Source organism: Streptomyces sp. NPDC051173 (assembly GCF_040689515.1).
Taxonomy (GTDB): Bacteria; Actinomycetota; Actinomycetes; order Streptomycetales; family Streptomycetaceae; genus Streptomyces.
On record NZ_JBFBBD010000116.1, the window covers coordinates 1 to 15,292 of the forward strand.

The 15,292-nt window shown below is 73.4% G+C and carries 12 protein-coding genes and 1 pseudogene; 9 read left to right on the forward strand and 4 right to left on the reverse strand.

What is annotated here, in order from left to right:
* The 4 genes and pseudogenes from AB0435_RS32665 to AB0435_RS32680 form a co-directional block, all read right to left on the reverse strand.
* Positions 1 to 292: pseudogene (locus tag AB0435_RS32665) on the reverse strand (hypothetical protein); the annotation flags it as partial.
* A gap of 38 nt (positions 293 to 330) precedes the next feature.
* On the reverse strand, positions 331 to 1,587 hold the full coding sequence (locus tag AB0435_RS32670) for a HAMP domain-containing sensor histidine kinase (RefSeq protein ID WP_366428589.1): 1,257 nt from the start codon (positions 1,585 to 1,587) through the stop codon (positions 331 to 333).
* Entirely contained in the window at positions 1,578 to 2,231 is a 654-nt protein-coding gene (locus AB0435_RS32675) for a response regulator transcription factor (protein WP_366428590.1), read from the reverse strand. The genes AB0435_RS32670 and AB0435_RS32675 overlap by 10 nt, the downstream gene beginning before the upstream one ends.
* Positions 2,232 to 2,721: 490 nt before the next feature.
* On the reverse strand, positions 2,722 to 4,422 hold the full coding sequence (locus tag AB0435_RS32680) for an aldehyde dehydrogenase family protein (RefSeq protein ID WP_366428591.1): 1,701 nt from the start codon (positions 4,420 to 4,422) through the stop codon (positions 2,722 to 2,724).
* A 212-nt stretch (positions 4,423 to 4,634) separates the two neighbouring features.
* Here AB0435_RS32680 and AB0435_RS32685 point away from each other — a divergent pair, with 212 nt between their 5' ends.
* From AB0435_RS32685 to AB0435_RS32725, 9 genes are all read left to right on the forward strand, one after another.
* Positions 4,635 to 5,735, forward strand: coding sequence for a hypothetical protein (locus AB0435_RS32685; protein WP_366428592.1), 1,101 nt, complete (start codon positions 4,635 to 4,637; stop codon positions 5,733 to 5,735).
* A 286-nt stretch (positions 5,736 to 6,021) separates the two neighbouring features.
* Complete coding sequence (locus tag AB0435_RS32690) at positions 6,022 to 7,110, forward strand: hypothetical protein (RefSeq protein ID WP_366428593.1); 1,089 nt, start codon at positions 6,022 to 6,024, stop codon at positions 7,108 to 7,110.
* 44 nt (positions 7,111 to 7,154) lie between these two features.
* Positions 7,155 to 7,880: an iron-containing redox enzyme family protein gene (locus tag AB0435_RS32695; protein WP_366428594.1), complete on the forward strand. Its 726-nt coding sequence runs from the start codon at positions 7,155 to 7,157 to the stop codon at positions 7,878 to 7,880.
* A gap of 56 nt (positions 7,881 to 7,936) precedes the next feature.
* Positions 7,937 to 8,701: a hypothetical protein gene (locus AB0435_RS32700; RefSeq protein ID WP_366428595.1), complete on the forward strand. Its 765-nt coding sequence runs from the start codon at positions 7,937 to 7,939 to the stop codon at positions 8,699 to 8,701.
* Positions 8,698 to 9,813, forward strand: coding sequence for a M14 family metallopeptidase (locus AB0435_RS32705; RefSeq protein ID WP_366428596.1), 1,116 nt, complete (start codon positions 8,698 to 8,700; stop codon positions 9,811 to 9,813). Before AB0435_RS32700 ends, AB0435_RS32705 begins: the two co-directional genes overlap by 4 nt.
* An 82-nt stretch (positions 9,814 to 9,895) precedes the next feature.
* Positions 9,896 to 11,623 carry a fatty acyl-AMP ligase gene (locus AB0435_RS32710; protein WP_366428597.1) on the forward strand — a complete coding sequence of 576 codons (1,728 nt, stop codon included), beginning with the start codon at positions 9,896 to 9,898 and terminating at the stop codon, positions 11,621 to 11,623.
* On the forward strand, positions 11,620 to 12,768 hold the full coding sequence (locus tag AB0435_RS32715; protein WP_366428598.1) for an alpha/beta fold hydrolase: 1,149 nt from the start codon (positions 11,620 to 11,622) through the stop codon (positions 12,766 to 12,768). The genes AB0435_RS32710 and AB0435_RS32715 overlap by 4 nt, the downstream gene beginning before the upstream one ends.
* Positions 12,755 to 14,107, forward strand: a complete 1,353-nt coding sequence (locus AB0435_RS32720) for an aspartate aminotransferase family protein (protein WP_366008378.1) — start codon at positions 12,755 to 12,757, stop codon at positions 14,105 to 14,107. The genes AB0435_RS32715 and AB0435_RS32720 overlap by 14 nt, the downstream gene beginning before the upstream one ends.
* A complete protein-coding gene (locus tag AB0435_RS32725; RefSeq protein ID WP_366428599.1) occupies positions 14,104 to 15,096 on the forward strand; it encodes an aldo/keto reductase in 993 nt (330 codons plus the stop codon). Before AB0435_RS32720 ends, AB0435_RS32725 begins: the two co-directional genes overlap by 4 nt.
* Positions 15,097 to 15,292 lie beyond the last annotated feature (196 nt).

Genomic DNA, 15,292 nt, shown 5'->3' on the forward strand with positions numbered 1-15,292 from the left:
TGTCGGTGTACAAGGTGCCCGTGACGCTGACAACGACCACGGTCAGCCAGTAGGGGAACGGTACGTACCGCTTCAGCCGCAGCTGGACGGCCAGGGCCGCCACCAGGACCGCGGTGAAGATCCAGGCCGTGTTCACCAGGCCGACGCCCAGCTGGGTGTTGATCCAGTCGGCGAAGCTCTCACCGACCGTCGTGCACAGGACCTTGATCACCCAGAACCAGATGGTGACCTCGGGAACCTTGTTGAGCATGAGCCGCCCGCTGCGCGTGCGTGCTTCGATTGTCGTTGTCATGCGGGGAGGGTTACGCGGGGAACCTGCAAGCAACCTGACTACGCGGCCGGGAGCGTCACCTCGACGTGACCGCGGCCGTCCGCGATCGCGCGGACCTCCACACCGGCCGAGGCGGCGATGCGCCGGACCACCGGCAGCCCGAGCCCATACCCGTCGCCGCCGGTCACACCCGCTTCGAAGACCCGGTCGACCTCCGCGGGATCGAACCCGGGGCCGTCGTCCAGGACATCGATCACGATTGCCTCACCCTGGATGCGCGCGGTGATCCACACGCGTGACCGCGCATGCCTCAGGCCGTTCTCCAGCAGGGGCGACAGCAGTGACACGGCGACGTCGGCCCCTACGGCGACGTCGGCCTTCGAGGGAAAGGCCACCTCGACCGCGCGGCCGGCGATCGCCTGCCGTGCGGCGGAGCGCAGATCGCACCGGGTCCCGGCGTCTGTCCGTGCGCGCGCGGCGCGCAGAAGCGTCGTGATCGCCGCATTGAGCCGGTCGACCTCGCCCAGTACCGCCTCCGGCGGCACCGGTTCGCCGGACAGCTGTGCCAGCTGCGCCTCGCCCCGCAGGACCGTGAGGGGGGTCCGCAGCTCGTGGGCTATCTCATCGGTGAGCCGACGCTCGTCCGCCAGCGCGCTGTCGACGCGCTCCAGGAGGCGGTCCAGGGTCTGTCCCAGTTCCCCGAACTCATCGCGGGGGACTCCGAGGTTGAAGCGGCGCCCGGGTTCGTGATGGCCCCAGTCGTCGGCGAGGGCGGCCATCTCGTGCACGACCCGCAGCGCGCGGCGCACCACAAGGTGCGCGACGCCGCCGGCGAGGAGGATGGCGAGGCCGCCCAGTACCAGCGACAAGATCAGGCTGTGCTGCTCGGATGTCTCATAAGGCGTGAGGTCCACCCGGACGATCACCATGACGTGGTGGCCGTCGACCGGGACCTCCCGCGCGTACATGAGGTAGTGCGCGACCGTGGCGGTCTGCGATCGCCCTGAGCCTGCCAGCGCCTCGACGCGCTCGACCATGCTGCCCGGAACGTTCCCGTCGATCAGGTGGCCGTCGGCATAGACCCAGGCGACCTCGTCCAGCGCCTCGCTGCTGTTCTCCGTCAGCACGACGCGGCCGCCCACCGCGGTGACGTTCGCCGCGACCGCCTCAGCGCGGGTACGCGCCAGGTTGAGCGCGTCGGTGTCCGTCACCCGGCTCAGCAGCACATGCGAGACCACGACCAGGATCGCGACCACGACGGTGGCGATCAGCACCGCGAGTGCGACGACCCTCCTGCGGAATCGCGTCAGTGCCATCGGTAGCCCACCCCGCGGACGGTCGCCAGACGCTCGGCCACACCCAGCGGACCGAGCTTGGTCCGCAGCCGGCGCACGAAGGAGTCGAGGGTGTTGTCGCTGACCTGCGCTCCGTGCGGCCAGCCGGCAGCGATGAGGGCGTGTCGGCGTACCGCGTCGCCCTGCGAGGCGATCAGGCGGCCCAGTAGCCGGAACTCGGTCGGGGTCAGGCTCTGGCTCACCGAGTCGTAGGTCACCACGTGCTTCGCCGGATCGAGGACGACCTCGCGCGGTGCGGGCGCCACGGTGGCCCGGCGCAGCAGCGCTCGGACGCGGACCAGCAGTTCCGGGACGTCGAAGGGTTTGGTCATGTAGTCGTCGGCGCCGGCCTCGAAGCCGCCCACCTTGTGATGCAGGCCGTCCAGGGCGGTGAGCATCAACACCGGGGCGTCGACGCCGTGCGCCCGGAGGGCCAGGCAGACGTCGCGGCCGTCGGCGTCCGGGAGCCCAAGATCCAGGACGACCAGATGGGGCGCCGGTGCGAGCTGCCGCAGCAGGCTGCCGGCCGTGGCGGCGACGGAGACGGTGTGGCCGTCGTGTTCCAGGGCGCGCTTGAGGACGCCGCGGACCGCCGTGTCGTCTTCGCACACCATGATGAAAGCCACGTGCTGACCCTAGATACTCCCCTCCCAGTTCTCCATCTGCCCTGGTCAGCCGCCTGCGATCGGGAGCAGGCCGCTGGCGCCGCAGGCCCGTGCCCTGCCATGAAGCCGCGACGGTCCGGCGCGACCGGCCGAACCGCAGCACGGGTTCGCGGGAGGGCCACGCTGGGTCGCATGGTCTCTGTGCAGGAGTACATCGACGCCATAGCGCCAGGTCACCGCTCGCGCTTCGACCGGGTGAGCGGGCTGATCCTGGAGGAGTTCCCACAGGCGAGCGTGGCGCTGTCGTACGGAATGTCCACTCACCGGCTCGAAAAGCGCAGGCTCCGCCCCAGACCCCGCAACACGGCTTCGCCGCGTTGTCCTCAAACTCCCCCAGCTACCGCTGGGAGGTGCCCCCAACGGGCTGAATGTGCTGGCTACGGTCCGCACATCCAGCCCGTCCGGCGTTTGAGGACGCGACCGAAGGTCGCTCCCGCCGCAGGCGCCCCCGTCACCCCCGCAGCGCCGCCCACAGCACCCGCCCCAACCTCCGCGTCGAAGGCGACGCCGTATGCGCGAACAGCAACCTCCCCGTCTCGTCCGACGTCCGGTTGTGCACGAACCACGGCGGGACGGGCGACAGCGCCCACTCCCCGCTCAGTACGGAACGCGGCGCCGGCCGGAACGGCCCCGTGAGCAGCGTCCGTTCCGCCCCCGGCAGCAGCAGCGCGTTGTGGACCACGCCGATGCCGCTGCCGACGTCGGTGGGTGTGTGTCCGGGATACGCGCCCCACACCGCGCGCGGCAGCGCGTAGCCCACCGCCGTCCAGCAGTTGACGCCCACCGTGCCGTACCGCAGCCTCGCCACGGCCTCCTCGAAGCGGGGGCCCAGGGCGCGCAGCGTCCGGGGGTGGGCGACGAGGTTCACGCCGAGCGTGCCCGCGAGCGCGGTGTCGCAGAACTCCACCGCGCGGTCGAGGAATTCCGCCGGGGTCCGGCCGGGGAGCGCCGTGACGGCGAGGACGGGCGCGAAGAACTCGGTGCGGAAGGCCGGGTCGCCGGCGTCCGGTGCGAGATCCGGCAGGAGCGTGCGCGGCACCTCGGCGGAGTCCAGCAGCTCGACGTCCGCGTGGCCCGCGACGGCCCGCGCCTGGCGTTCGGCCGCCCCCGGGTAGTAGGCGGCGCGGGCGGGGGCGGTGCGCAGCGCGGACCGCAGCTCGTCGAGGAACTCCGCACGGTGCTCCCAGTGTTCGGGCAGGACCACCACCTGGGTCGCCACGCAGTTGAAGCCGTTGTTGCTGAGCTTCTGCGCCGCGAGGTGCCGTGCCTGGTGGCGCAGGTCCGCCCGGCGCCACGGGCCGGGCAGCACGACCGCGGCGCCGACCCCGCCGAGTTCGCTGGTCACGGGCTTGTCGAGGAGGGGGCGCCCGGCGGCCTTGCGGGCGGCGCCCGCGGGCCCCGGGCCGAAGACGACCGCGTCGTGTGTGGCGGCGCTGCCGGTGATGTGCACGGCCGTGACCGCGGGGTCGCCCACCAGCGCGGCCCCGGCCGCCGCGCCGCCCGTCGTGATCCGTACGAACCCCCGCGCGACGAACGGCGCGAAGACCTCCCGCAGCAGCGGCGCGAGGTAGTCGTTGACCGGATTGAGCTTGAGCAGGACCACCGTCCCGGCGGCGTACAACTGGTGCAGTACGTCGAGGGGAGCGATGGAGTTGATGTTGCCCGCGCCCAGGACCACGCACACCCCGCCGCCCTCCGGCCGCGCGCCGTGCCCGGCACCGGCGCGCGCCCGGGCCTCGTCCACCCCGGGTGCCAGCCACACCTCGGCACGGAAGCCGTGCATCAGCAGCCGGTCGGCACCGTCGAACGGCAGGACGCGGACGGCCGTGCGGCCACCGGGCCGGGCGGTGAAGCGGACGCCCCGCAGCGGATCGCGCCCGTCACGGACCGCCGTGAGCGTGCGCGCCAGCGCGTCGACGTAGCGGAGCAGCGGACAGGGGCCGGTGAGCCACTCCTCCCCGGCCGCCGGTGAGCCCGGGGCGATGCCCTTGGCCCGGCACGACCACGTCACCCAGCGGTCCGCCACGGCGACGATCCGCGGCCGCGCCGCCGTCAGCAGCCGCAGCCTCTCGGCGACCGGGAGCGCCGCCCACTCGGCCGCGGCACCGCGCAGCACTCCCGTGTCCTGCTGCGACGGCCGTGTCCGCTCCACGCGCGCCCCCTCGAACCGCGTACCGCTGGGAATCCCCGCACCGAACATGCCCGGATCCGGGGGTGGTTGGCAACGGCGCGGCGCCGCGCACCGGCCCGGCGTACGCGCGGTGGACGCCCCGTAGACACCCCGCAGACCCGGCTGCGCCTACGTTGCAGGCACCGGCACTTCCGTAGTCGTGCAGCGCGCACCCGCCAGGAAGCAGGTCACCGATGAGCCCGGTCATCATGGTCGATCCCGAGCGGCTCCAGCAGTTCGGCGCCCCGCAGGGAGCCGTGTTCTGCCTGGTGACGAACCCGGAGCTGACGGGGCGGATCGAGATCGTGCGCAGCGGCGCGTACAAGGACCACCTGACCGTCCCGATGGGCGAGGGTGAGACGTTCGAGGACGTCCTGCGCGAGCGGATCCCCGAGCCCGCACATGTGCTGGCGATCTCGCCGCACGCGTTCTTCGCCTCGCCCCGCCCCGAGGACCTCGGGCCGCGGCGCAAGCTGATGGCGATGGCCTGCAACTCCACGCCCACCTCGCTGGAGACCGTCCGGCACTTCCTGCGGGTGATGGAGCGCACCTCCTCGGCCGAACAGGGCACCTTCTCCGACACGTTCTTCGACCACCTCGAAGCCGCGGAGCACCTCGTCTACCGCGACGACCGGCGCGGCACCCGGGCCGTCCTGCGCCACCTCGACGACGGCCTGGAGTGGAACCAGCAGGCGGGCCCCCTGGACTGGGGCGAGCAGCAGATCGTGCCCTCCGGCGAGATCAGCGTGCTGCCGGTGGAGATCACCGAGTTCCACGAGGACATGCGGCTGCCGCTGGAGGGCGAGATCGTCCTGAGCGGATACCCGATCCTCCACAACGGCACCCCCTCGTACACCCGGCGCGACCAGGCCCGCGTGCACGGCCGGCTCGCGGCGATGACCGGGGCCGCGGTGGTCGCCCGCGTCGAGGCCGGGGCCATCACGGACCTGCGGGCCGACACCCCGGCGGCGGGGCCCGCGGTGGACATGCTGGAGGCGATGTTCGCCGTCGACTCGCGCTACCGCATCGTCTGGGAGATCGGCCACGCCCTCAACACCAGCCTGGACCTGCTCCCGGGCAACCACGCGATGAACGAGGTGTACGGCGGCACGCAAGGCTGCCTGCACTGGGGGCTCGGCCTCACCCCGTACACGCAGTACCACCTCGACATCATCGCCCCCGGCACCACCGTCTACACCGACACCGGGACCCGTGTCCTGGGTGTCGACGGCGGCTACACCGAGGACCGCGTCGCCGCCGGCGCGGCGGGCTCCGCGGGCCCCGCCACCCCATGAACTCCCGTACGGGAGAACGCCACCGAGTTGTCCGGAAGGAGGATCCGCCGTGCAGCAGACCGAGAAGAAGATCAAGGTCAAGAAGAACAGCAACTACCTGGGCACCCTTCTGGGCTGACCCGGCCCGGCCGGCGGACCCGGCCGTGCGGCGGGCCGAGCGCGCGCCCGGTGCGGCCGTCCCCGCCGCGTCAGGAGGCGGGTGGGCCGGCTGACGCCCGGCCCACCCGCCGCACCCCGGCTCGGCACGTCCCCGAGCCCGGCCCAGGAGGAACCCCCAGGAGGAGCCATGGAGTCCCCACTGGTCGTACGCCCCGCGGCGTACCGGCAGTTCACCGCCCCCAAAGGTGCCTTCTGCCTGGTCACCGACGAGGCGCTGGCCGGTGACCTCGTCATCGAGGAGACGCGCGGCCACGACGGGTCCCTGGTCGTCGTCGCCCGCCCGGCGGACACGCTCCAGGACCTCCTCGCGACCCGGATCCCCGAGGCCGCCGACGTGCTCGTCGTCCGTCCCGGCGCGTTCGTCACCTCACCCGGCCCGGCCGCCGTCGGCGACCGCCGCATCGCCGTGATGCCGTGCGGATCGACGCCCGTGGAGCCGGGCCACCTGCGCTACTTCCTGTCCGTGCTGGAGCGCACCGACCCCGAGGCCCAGGCGGCCCGCGCCGACCGGTTCTTCGCGGGCCTGGAGCGGGCGGACACCCTGCGCATCGTCGACGGAGCCCAGGGCACCACCTGCGCCCTCGGCCTCGACGACCCGGAGCTGGAGATCAACCTCCAGGCCGGCGTCCTCGCGCCGGGCGAGCAGCAGATCGCCCCCAGCGGCGAGATCAGCGTGCTGCCCATGCCCATCACCGGCTTCGACGCGGACCGCCGCCTCGCCCTCGACGGCGAACTCACCCTGCGCGGCTGGCCCATCGTGCACGCGGGCTACGACCGGGCCCTCGACGCGGCCCAGGACGCCCTCTTCCGGCAGCTGCTGCCCCTGCACCGGCACCCCGTCGTGATCACCGTGACCGCCGGGGCCGTCACCGCCTGCCGCCCGGGGACCGGCCACCCCGCCGCCGCGGCCGCGGCGAAGGCGCTCCAGACGCTCCTGGACACCGACGAGCGCTACCGCCCGGTGTGGGAACTCGGCTTCGGCATCCACACCGAGATGGACACCGTCCCCGCCAACTGCGGGCTCAACGAGGTCTACGGGGCGACGAACGGCGTGGTGCACCTCGGCCTGGGGCTGACCCCCTTCACCCGCTTCGCGCTCACCTTCCTGTGCCCCGGATCCGCCGTCGTGGACGGCACCGATCAGGTCCTGCTGGGCACCGGCGCCTCCCGGCGCCGCATCAGAAGGACGAACTCGGCGGGGTGCGGCTGTCATTGACGGTCAGTCAGGCATCGGTGAAACGGACAACGAGAGGACCGGCGATGACGACGAAGAACGCACAGTTCCGGACCCGGGTGGACGCCTACCTCGATCTGTGCATCAAGGACTTCTACGAGACCATCCCCTTCGCCCGCCACCAGCTGGAGTCGAAGGAGATCGACCTCGCCTACTACAAGCGCCACAACATCGAGACCATCCTCCGGCTGCGCCGCAAGCGCACCGTCGACGCCCTCGCCCTGCGCCACTGGACCAAGACCGACCCGGCCACGGCGAAGAAGTGGGCGCACTACACCGAGGACGAGATGCTGCACGACGCCCTCTTCGCGGCGGACCTCGCCAAGGTCGGCGTCACCAAGGAGGAGATCTACGCCACCGAGCCCCTGCTCTCGACCAAGCTGCTGACCGGCTACCTCCAGTACGGCCTGGAGTACGAGGACAGCCCGCTCGCGCTGGTCGCCAGCGTCTACTTCGTGGAGTACACCACCACCCGCACGCAGCCCTCCTGGCTGGACAACCTGGAGAAGACCCTCGGCCGCGACAAGACCAAGGGGCAGCGCGCCCACGTGGGCACCGACCTGGACGACGACCACGACGACTTCGTCTGGGACGTCCTCGCCGGCCTCGTCCGCACCCCCGACGACGAGCGGCGCACGCTCGCCCACCTGAAGGACGTCTACCAGCTCTGGCAGCTGTACTTCCTGGAGCTCTACCGCCTCACCGTCGACCCCTCGCGGCGCCTGGACCTGCCCGCCCCCGTCGAGGCATGAGACGGCCGGGGCCCGGCGGACCCGACAAGGACGCGCGCGAGCACGGGGGAGGGACGATGACGGTCACGGGGGACCGCACGGACGCGGAGCTGATACACCTCAGGCCACCGGGGGAGCTGACCGCACAGCGCGAGGAGTGGCTCGTCGACGGCCTCACCGCCGCCCTGCCCGCCCTGCGGATGCGGGAGCTCTTCGCGCTCCGCCGCGACATGTTCCGCTCCGCCGGACTGGTCACCGTGGCCGTCGACCCCACGACCGGCGCCGCCGTCGGCGCCCTGGCCTCCCGCACCGACCGCCTCCCCGACGGGGCCGAACTGCTCCACGTCACCACCCAGTTCGTCGCCGAAGGGCTCCGGCACACCGCCGTCCTCCGCTCCAGCTGGGGCGCCCACTTCGACGCGCTGGGCCGCACCGCCGAGGACCTGCCGCGCCTGATCGCCCTCAAGACGTACAACCCCGTCGTCCTCTGCGGCATGCGGGCCTTCACCCGGATCCCCGGCACCTCGCTCTACCCCGACTGCTCGGGCGCGCCCCAGGACGCCGCGCGCATGGCACGCGCCGAGACCGTCGCCGCCCTGCTCTCGCCCGGCCACCCCTTCGACCCCGGGACCGGGGTGATCTCGGGTATCGGGGTCCCCGCCGACCTCTACCCAGAGCGGCCCCTGTGCCGGGACGCCACCGTCAACGCGTACTTCGCCCGCACCGCCCGCCCCGGCGACCGCGTCCTGTGCGTGTTCGACGCGGGAAGCCGCGCCGCCTCGCTCGCCCTGCTCCGCGCCTTCCACGCGAGCGCGGCGACGGCCCGGGGAGCGGTCCGATGACCCACCACCCGGCCCGGCACTTCAGCGAGACCTACGCGGCGGCCCGCCGCGCCTTCCTCGCCCGCGCGAGGGCCCGCGGCACCACCCCGCGCTCGTACCGCAACGACCGCGCCACCGGCCCCGGCGGCGAACCCCTGTGCACCGACGTCGCCCGCTTCGGGCCGCCCGGCGCGCGCCGCGTCGTCCTGTGCGTCAGCGGCACCCACGGCATCGAGGGGTACGCGGGCTCCGCCCTCCAGTCCGCACTCGTCGCCGACGGCTACCCCTACGGCGTCCGCGACGTCGCCTTCGTCGCCGTGCACGCCCTCAACCCCTTCGGCTTCGCCCACCGCCGCCGCGTCGACGAGGACAACACCGACCTCAACCGCAACTTCGTCGACCACACCCGGCCCCCGGCCAACGCGCACTACGGCGCCCTGCACGCGGCCCTCGTCCCCGACGACTGGGAGGGCCCCGCCCACCACCAAGGCGACGCCGCGCTCGGCGCGTTCGCCGCCGCCCACGGCACCCGCGCGCTCCAGCGGACCGTCACCCAGGGCCAGTGGACCCACCCCGACGGACTCTTCTACGGCGGCACCGCCCCCACCTGGTCGCACCGGGTGCTGCGCGACGTCGTCACCGCGTACACGGCCGGTGCCGAGGCCGTCGCCTACGTCGACCTGCACACCGGGCTCGGCGCCCGGGCCCAGGCCGAGCCGATCTTCCGCGGCGGCCGCGACGCGGGCGCCCTGGACCGCGCCCGCGCCTGGTACGGCCCCGCGCTCACCGTCTCCGAGGACGGCACCTCCAGCTCCACCCCCATCACCGGCAACACCGCCGGACTGGTCGCCGACGTCCTCGGCGACGGCCCGACGCTCACCGCGATCACCCTGGAGATGGGCACGACCGCAGGCCTCGAAGTGCTCACCGCGCTGCGGGCCGACAACTGGCTGTGGCTGCACCCCGACCGCCGGCCCGCCCTCGCCGAGAGCATCGGGCGGCGGATGAGCGCGGCGTTCTACCCGGACGACCCCGGTTGGCGCGACGCTGTACTCAGAGCCGGGACCGGTGTCCTCGACGCGGCGCTCGCCGGGCTCGCCCCCGAGACGCGGCCCCGGCCCGCACGACCGTGACGCCCCCTATTTCTGCTCTGATTTCGCTCTGTTTCGCTCCATCCCGCCGCACCCAGCGCGCACAGAACGGACTGCACACGACATGTCGATCGGCTCGATGCCCCGGCCGCAGGCCACCGGGCTGGACACGCTGCTGCGCGACCGGGCGCGGCGGACCCCCGAAGCACTCGCCTTCCGTTTCGTCCTCGACTCCCGCGACCCGGACGCCCCCGGCAACACCCTCGCGGTGACCCGCGCCGCGCTCGACACCCGCGCCCGCGCCCTCGCCGCCGGCCTGCGCTCCCGGGCGCGGCCCGGCGACCGCGTCCTGCTGCTCCACCCGCACGGGCCCGAGTACGTCGCGGCGTTCCTCGCCTGCCTGTACGCGGGCGTCGTGGCCGTGCCCGCGAACCCGCCGGACACCCCCGCGGGCGCCGCCCGCGTGGCCGCGATCCTCCGCGACGCGCGGCCCGCGCTCTTCGCGACCGACACCGCGCACCTCGCCGACCACCGGAGCGCCCCCGGTCTGCGCGACCTCCCCGGCCTCGCCACCGACACCGTCGACGACAGTGCCGCGACCACGCCCGACCGCCCGGCCGCGGCCGGTGACATCGCGTTCCTCCAGTACACCTCCGGCTCCACCGGCGACCCGCGCGGCGTCGTCGTCACCCACGCCGGACTGCTCGCCAACATGGCCGCGATGGCCGACCGCTTCCGCCTCACCCCCGACGACCGCCTCGTGTCATGGCTGCCGCCCTACCACGACATGGGCCTGATCCTCGGCATCCTGCTGCCCCTCTGCTCGGGCACTGACGCCGTCCTCTCCTCGCCGTTCGAGTTCATGGTCGACCCGCTGAGCTGGCTGGAGAACCTCACCCGCTTCGGCGGCACCTTCAGCGCCGCGCCCAACTTCGCGTACGACCTGTGCGTCCGCAAGGCCACCCCCGAACGGGCCGCCGCCCTGGACCTGTCCGCCTGGCGGCTCGCCGTCAACGGCGCCGAGCCGGTGCGCCGCGCGACCATCGAGCGCTTCGCCCAGCGCTTCGCCCGCGCGGGCTTCTCCGCCGAGCGGATCGCCCCGGGATACGGGCTGGCCGAGGCCACCCTCATGGTGTCCGGACCCGACCCCGGCACCCGGGCCCGCGTCACGCGCCTGCCCGCGCACACCGGTTCACCCGTCGTCGGGGTCGGCCGTGCCGTCGCCGAAACCGAGGTGCGCGTCGTCGACCCCGCCACCCTGCGCACCCGCCCGGACGGCGCCGAGGGCGAGATCTGGGTGCACGGCCCCGGGGTGGCGGCCGGGTACTGGCAGCGCCCGGACGCCACCGCCGCCACCTTCGCCGCCCGCCCGGCCGACGCGCCGGGCACCGGCCCGTACCTCCGCACCGGCGACCTCGGCCTGCTGCGCGACGGCGAGCTCTATGTCACCGGGCGCATCAAGGACGTCATCATCGTCCACGGCCGCAACCACTACCCCCAGGACATAGAGGAAGCCGTCTGGTCGGCCGACCCCCGGCTGCGGCCCGGCTGCGTCGCAGCCTTCGACACCGCCTTCGACAGCGGGAGTGCGGACGGCGGCAACCGGCTGGTCGCGGTCGCCGAGTACGACGGCACACCCGACGGCGCCACCGCCGTCGGTGCCGCCGCCTGCCGGGCCGTCGTGCGCGCGTGCGGCCTGCGCCTGTCCGAACTCGTCCTGATCCGGCGCCGCACCGTGCCCAAGACCAGCGCGGGCAAGATCCGCCGCGGTACGGCCAGGGACGCCTATCTGCACGGCGGGCTCGACGAGATCGCCCGCGTCCCCGCCCCGGTCGGGGCGGTCCGCGGATGACCGCCACCGCGGGGGAGCACCCCGCCGGGCAGCCGCGCACCGGCCTGGAGAAGACCCTCGGCGACGTCTGGACGCGCGTCCTGGGGACCCCGGTCGGCATGGACGACAACTTCTTCGACCTCGGCGGCGACTCCCTGCTCGCCGCCGAACTCGTCGCCACCGTCGAGAGCGACCTGCGGGTGCGGCTGCCCCGGCGCGGCGCCGCCGAGTTCGCGACCGTGCGCCGCATGGCCCACTGGATCGCCACCAGCACCCCCGAGGACGCCGCCGAACGCACCCTGGTCCGCTTCGCACCGCCCGGCAGCCGGCGCCCCGCGCTGTTCTGCGTGCACGGCATGGGCGGCCACGTGCTGGTGCTCGGACAGCTCGCCCGCCGCCTCGAACACCGCGTCCGCGTGTACGGCTTCGAGTCCGTCGGCCGCAGCGACGCGGCCCGCGCCGACCGCACCGTCCCCGCCATGGCCGCCCGCTACATCCGCCACATGCGCCACGTCCAGCCGCACGGCCCGTACCTCCTCGGCGGCTACTCCATGGGCGGGGCCGTGGCACTGGAGATGGCGGCCACCCTCACCGCCCAGGGCGAACGGGTGGGCCATGTGCTGCTCCTGGACTGCGACCTGCGCCCGCCCGACATGCCGGCGATCCGCGCCCGGGCCGTGGAGTTCGTCTCCCGCGCGCTGGGCCAGGACCCGCCGGTCACCGCGCCCTACGCGGAGGTGGACGCCGCGGCCGCCGAGATCTGCCGCCGCGCCGGCGGCGAGCGCTCCGGCCTCACCCCGCGGCAGGTGCGCCGCTTCGCCGCCGTCTATCTGGAGAACGCCGGCGCGATGTCGGGCTACGAACCCCCGGCGTACGCCGGTGACATGACGCTCGTCCACACCCGCGAAGGAACCCACGGCGCGGGCGGCACCGGCCCGGAGGACTACGGGTGGGGTCCCTACGCCGCCGGCGGCCGGTTCCGCGCCGTCGAGGTGCCGGGCGACCACTGGACGCTGTTCTCCACCCACGTGTCCGAACTGGCGGCGGTGTGCGGGACCGCCCTCGGCACGGCGGATCCCGCAGAACCGGATCCCGCAGAACCAGGCCCCGCAGAACCAGGCCCCACGGAACAGACGGAACAGGGAGATCGTGATGACCACAGTTGAGCACTCCGGCCGGCCCGCGGGCGCGGCCGACCCCGGCCTGCGCGAACGCGAACTGCTGGACACCGCTCAGCGGTACAGCTTCCGCGGCCGTATCGACACGAGCGCGTTCTCCGGGCCCGTGTTCGCGTCCGCGCGCGGCTCCGTCGTCACCGATCTGCACGGCAACGACTACCTCGACTTCAACTCCGGCCAGATGTGCGCCGCGCTGGGCCACAACCACCCGCGCATCCTCGCCGCCGTCCAGGAGGCGTGCGAGACGATGCTGCACGCCCACAGCAGCCACTTCAACGTCAAGGAGATCGAACTCGCGGCGAAACTCGGTGAGTTGCTGCCCGACCCGCTCACCCGCAGCCTGTTCGGCGAGTCCGGCGCCGACGCCAACGAGCTGGCCCTGCTGCTCGCCCGGATCTACACCGGCGGCCGCGAGGTCTTCAGCCCGCACGTGAGCTACCACGGCCTGTCCGCGAGCGCCCGGTCGGTCACCTTCGCGGGCTGGCGGCGCGGCCACGGCCCGCTCTCCGGCGACTCGTACGCCCTCCTCGCCCCGTACTGCTACCGCTGCCCGCTCGCCAAATCCTTCCCCTCCTGCGGCTTCGCCTGCCTGGACGCGAGCTTCGAGCTCGTCGACGCCCAGGCCACCGACCAGCCGGCCGCCGTCATCACCGAACCCCTCTTCAGCGCGGGCGGCGTCATCGATCCGCCGAAGGGCTGGCTGGCGCGGCTGCGGGAGCTGTGCCACGAACGCGGCATGCTGCTGGTCGTCGACGACGAGCAGACGGGCCTGGGCAAGCTCGGCACGATGTTCGGCTTCACCGACGAGGAGATCGTGCCCGACATCGTCACCCTCGCCAAACACCTCGGCGGCGGCGTCGGCATCAGCTCGGTCACCACGACCGACGCGATCGAGGACAAGGTCGTCGGGGCCGGACTGACCGTCACCCGCTCGCACAGCAACGACCCCCTGCTGTGCGCGGCCGGGTCCGCGAGCATCGACATCGTCGTCGAGGAGGACGTCCCCGCCAAGGCCCGCGCGCTGGGCACCCGCCTGCGCGAGCACCTGACCGCGCTCATGGAGCGGTACGAGATCATCGGCGACCTGCGCGGGCGCGGCATGCTCGTCGGCGTCGAACTCGTCGAGGACCGCGACACCAAGGAACCCGCCTTCGAGGCGGGCAACGAGATCGGCCGCCGGTGCTTCGAGGCCGGACTCATCTTCAGCGTGCGCCGCGGCGGCAGCGTCCTGCGCTTCGTGCCCCCGGCCAGCACCACGCTCGCCCAGGTCGACCAGGCCATGGAGACCCTCGCCAAGGTGCTGGAGGAGGTGAGCGCGGCCTCATGACGCAGCCGCTGCCGACCCGCCGCCTCGGCACCCTGGAGGTCTCCGCGCTGGGCCTCGGGTGCATGGGCATGACCGACTTCTACGGCGCCGCCGACCCCGACGCCGCCGTCCGCACCGTCCGCGAGGCCGTCGGCCTCGGCGTGACCCTCCTCGACACGGCCGACGTCTACGGCCCGCACACCGGCGAGGAACTCCTCGGCAAGGCCGTCACCGGGCTCCGCGAAGAGGTCACCGTCGCCACCAAGTTCGGGCTGCGGCGTGGCCCCGGCAACACCTGGCTCGGCATCGACGGCAGTCCGGAGTACGCCAGGGCGTGCTGCGACGCCTCGCTGCGCAGACTCGGCGTCGACCGCATCGATCTCTACTACCTGCACCGCGTCGACCCCGCCGTGCCGATCGAGGAGACCGTCGGGGCGCTCGGTGAACTCGTCGCCGCCGGGAAGGTCGGCCACATCGGCCTGTCCGAGGCGTCCGCCGCCACCGTCCGCCGCGCCCACGCCACCCACCCTGTGACCGCCGTCCAGAGCGAATACTCCCTGTGGTCCCGCGACGCGGAGGACGGCCTCCTGGCCACCCTGCGCGAACTCGGCATCGGCTTCGTCGCGTACAGCCCACTCGGCCGCGGCTTTCTCACGGGCACGCTGTCCTCGCCGGACGCGTTCGGCGAGGACGACTACCGGCGCACGAGCCCGCGCTTCCAGGGGGAGAACTTCACGGCCAACCTGGGTGTGGTGGCGCCGTTGCGCGATCTCGCGCGCCGGCACGGGGTCACTCCTGCCCAACTCGCCCTGGCGTGGGTGCTTTCGCGGGGGGACGACGTCGTGCCGATTCCTGGTACGGGGAGATCTCGGCATCTGCGGGAGAATGTGGCGGCGGTACGGCTTCGCCTGACGGCGGGTGAGCTGGATGTGGTCGGTGCGGTGGTGACGCCGTCTTTGGCGGCGGGCGAGCGGTATCCGGGGCATCGGATGGCTGAGCTCGACGGGTGACTCTTTTCCTTCCCCAGCCCCGCCCCTTCCCGAACTGGGGCGCGTGCCCCAGACCCCCGGCTGCGGGCCGGTTCGCCGCCTGCGGCGGGGGCGCCCTGCGGCCGCGTCCTCAAACGCCGGACGGGCTGAATGGTGCGGACCGTGGCCTTGATTCTGCGGCCGGGTCCGCACATTCAGCCCGTCCGGCGTTTGAGGA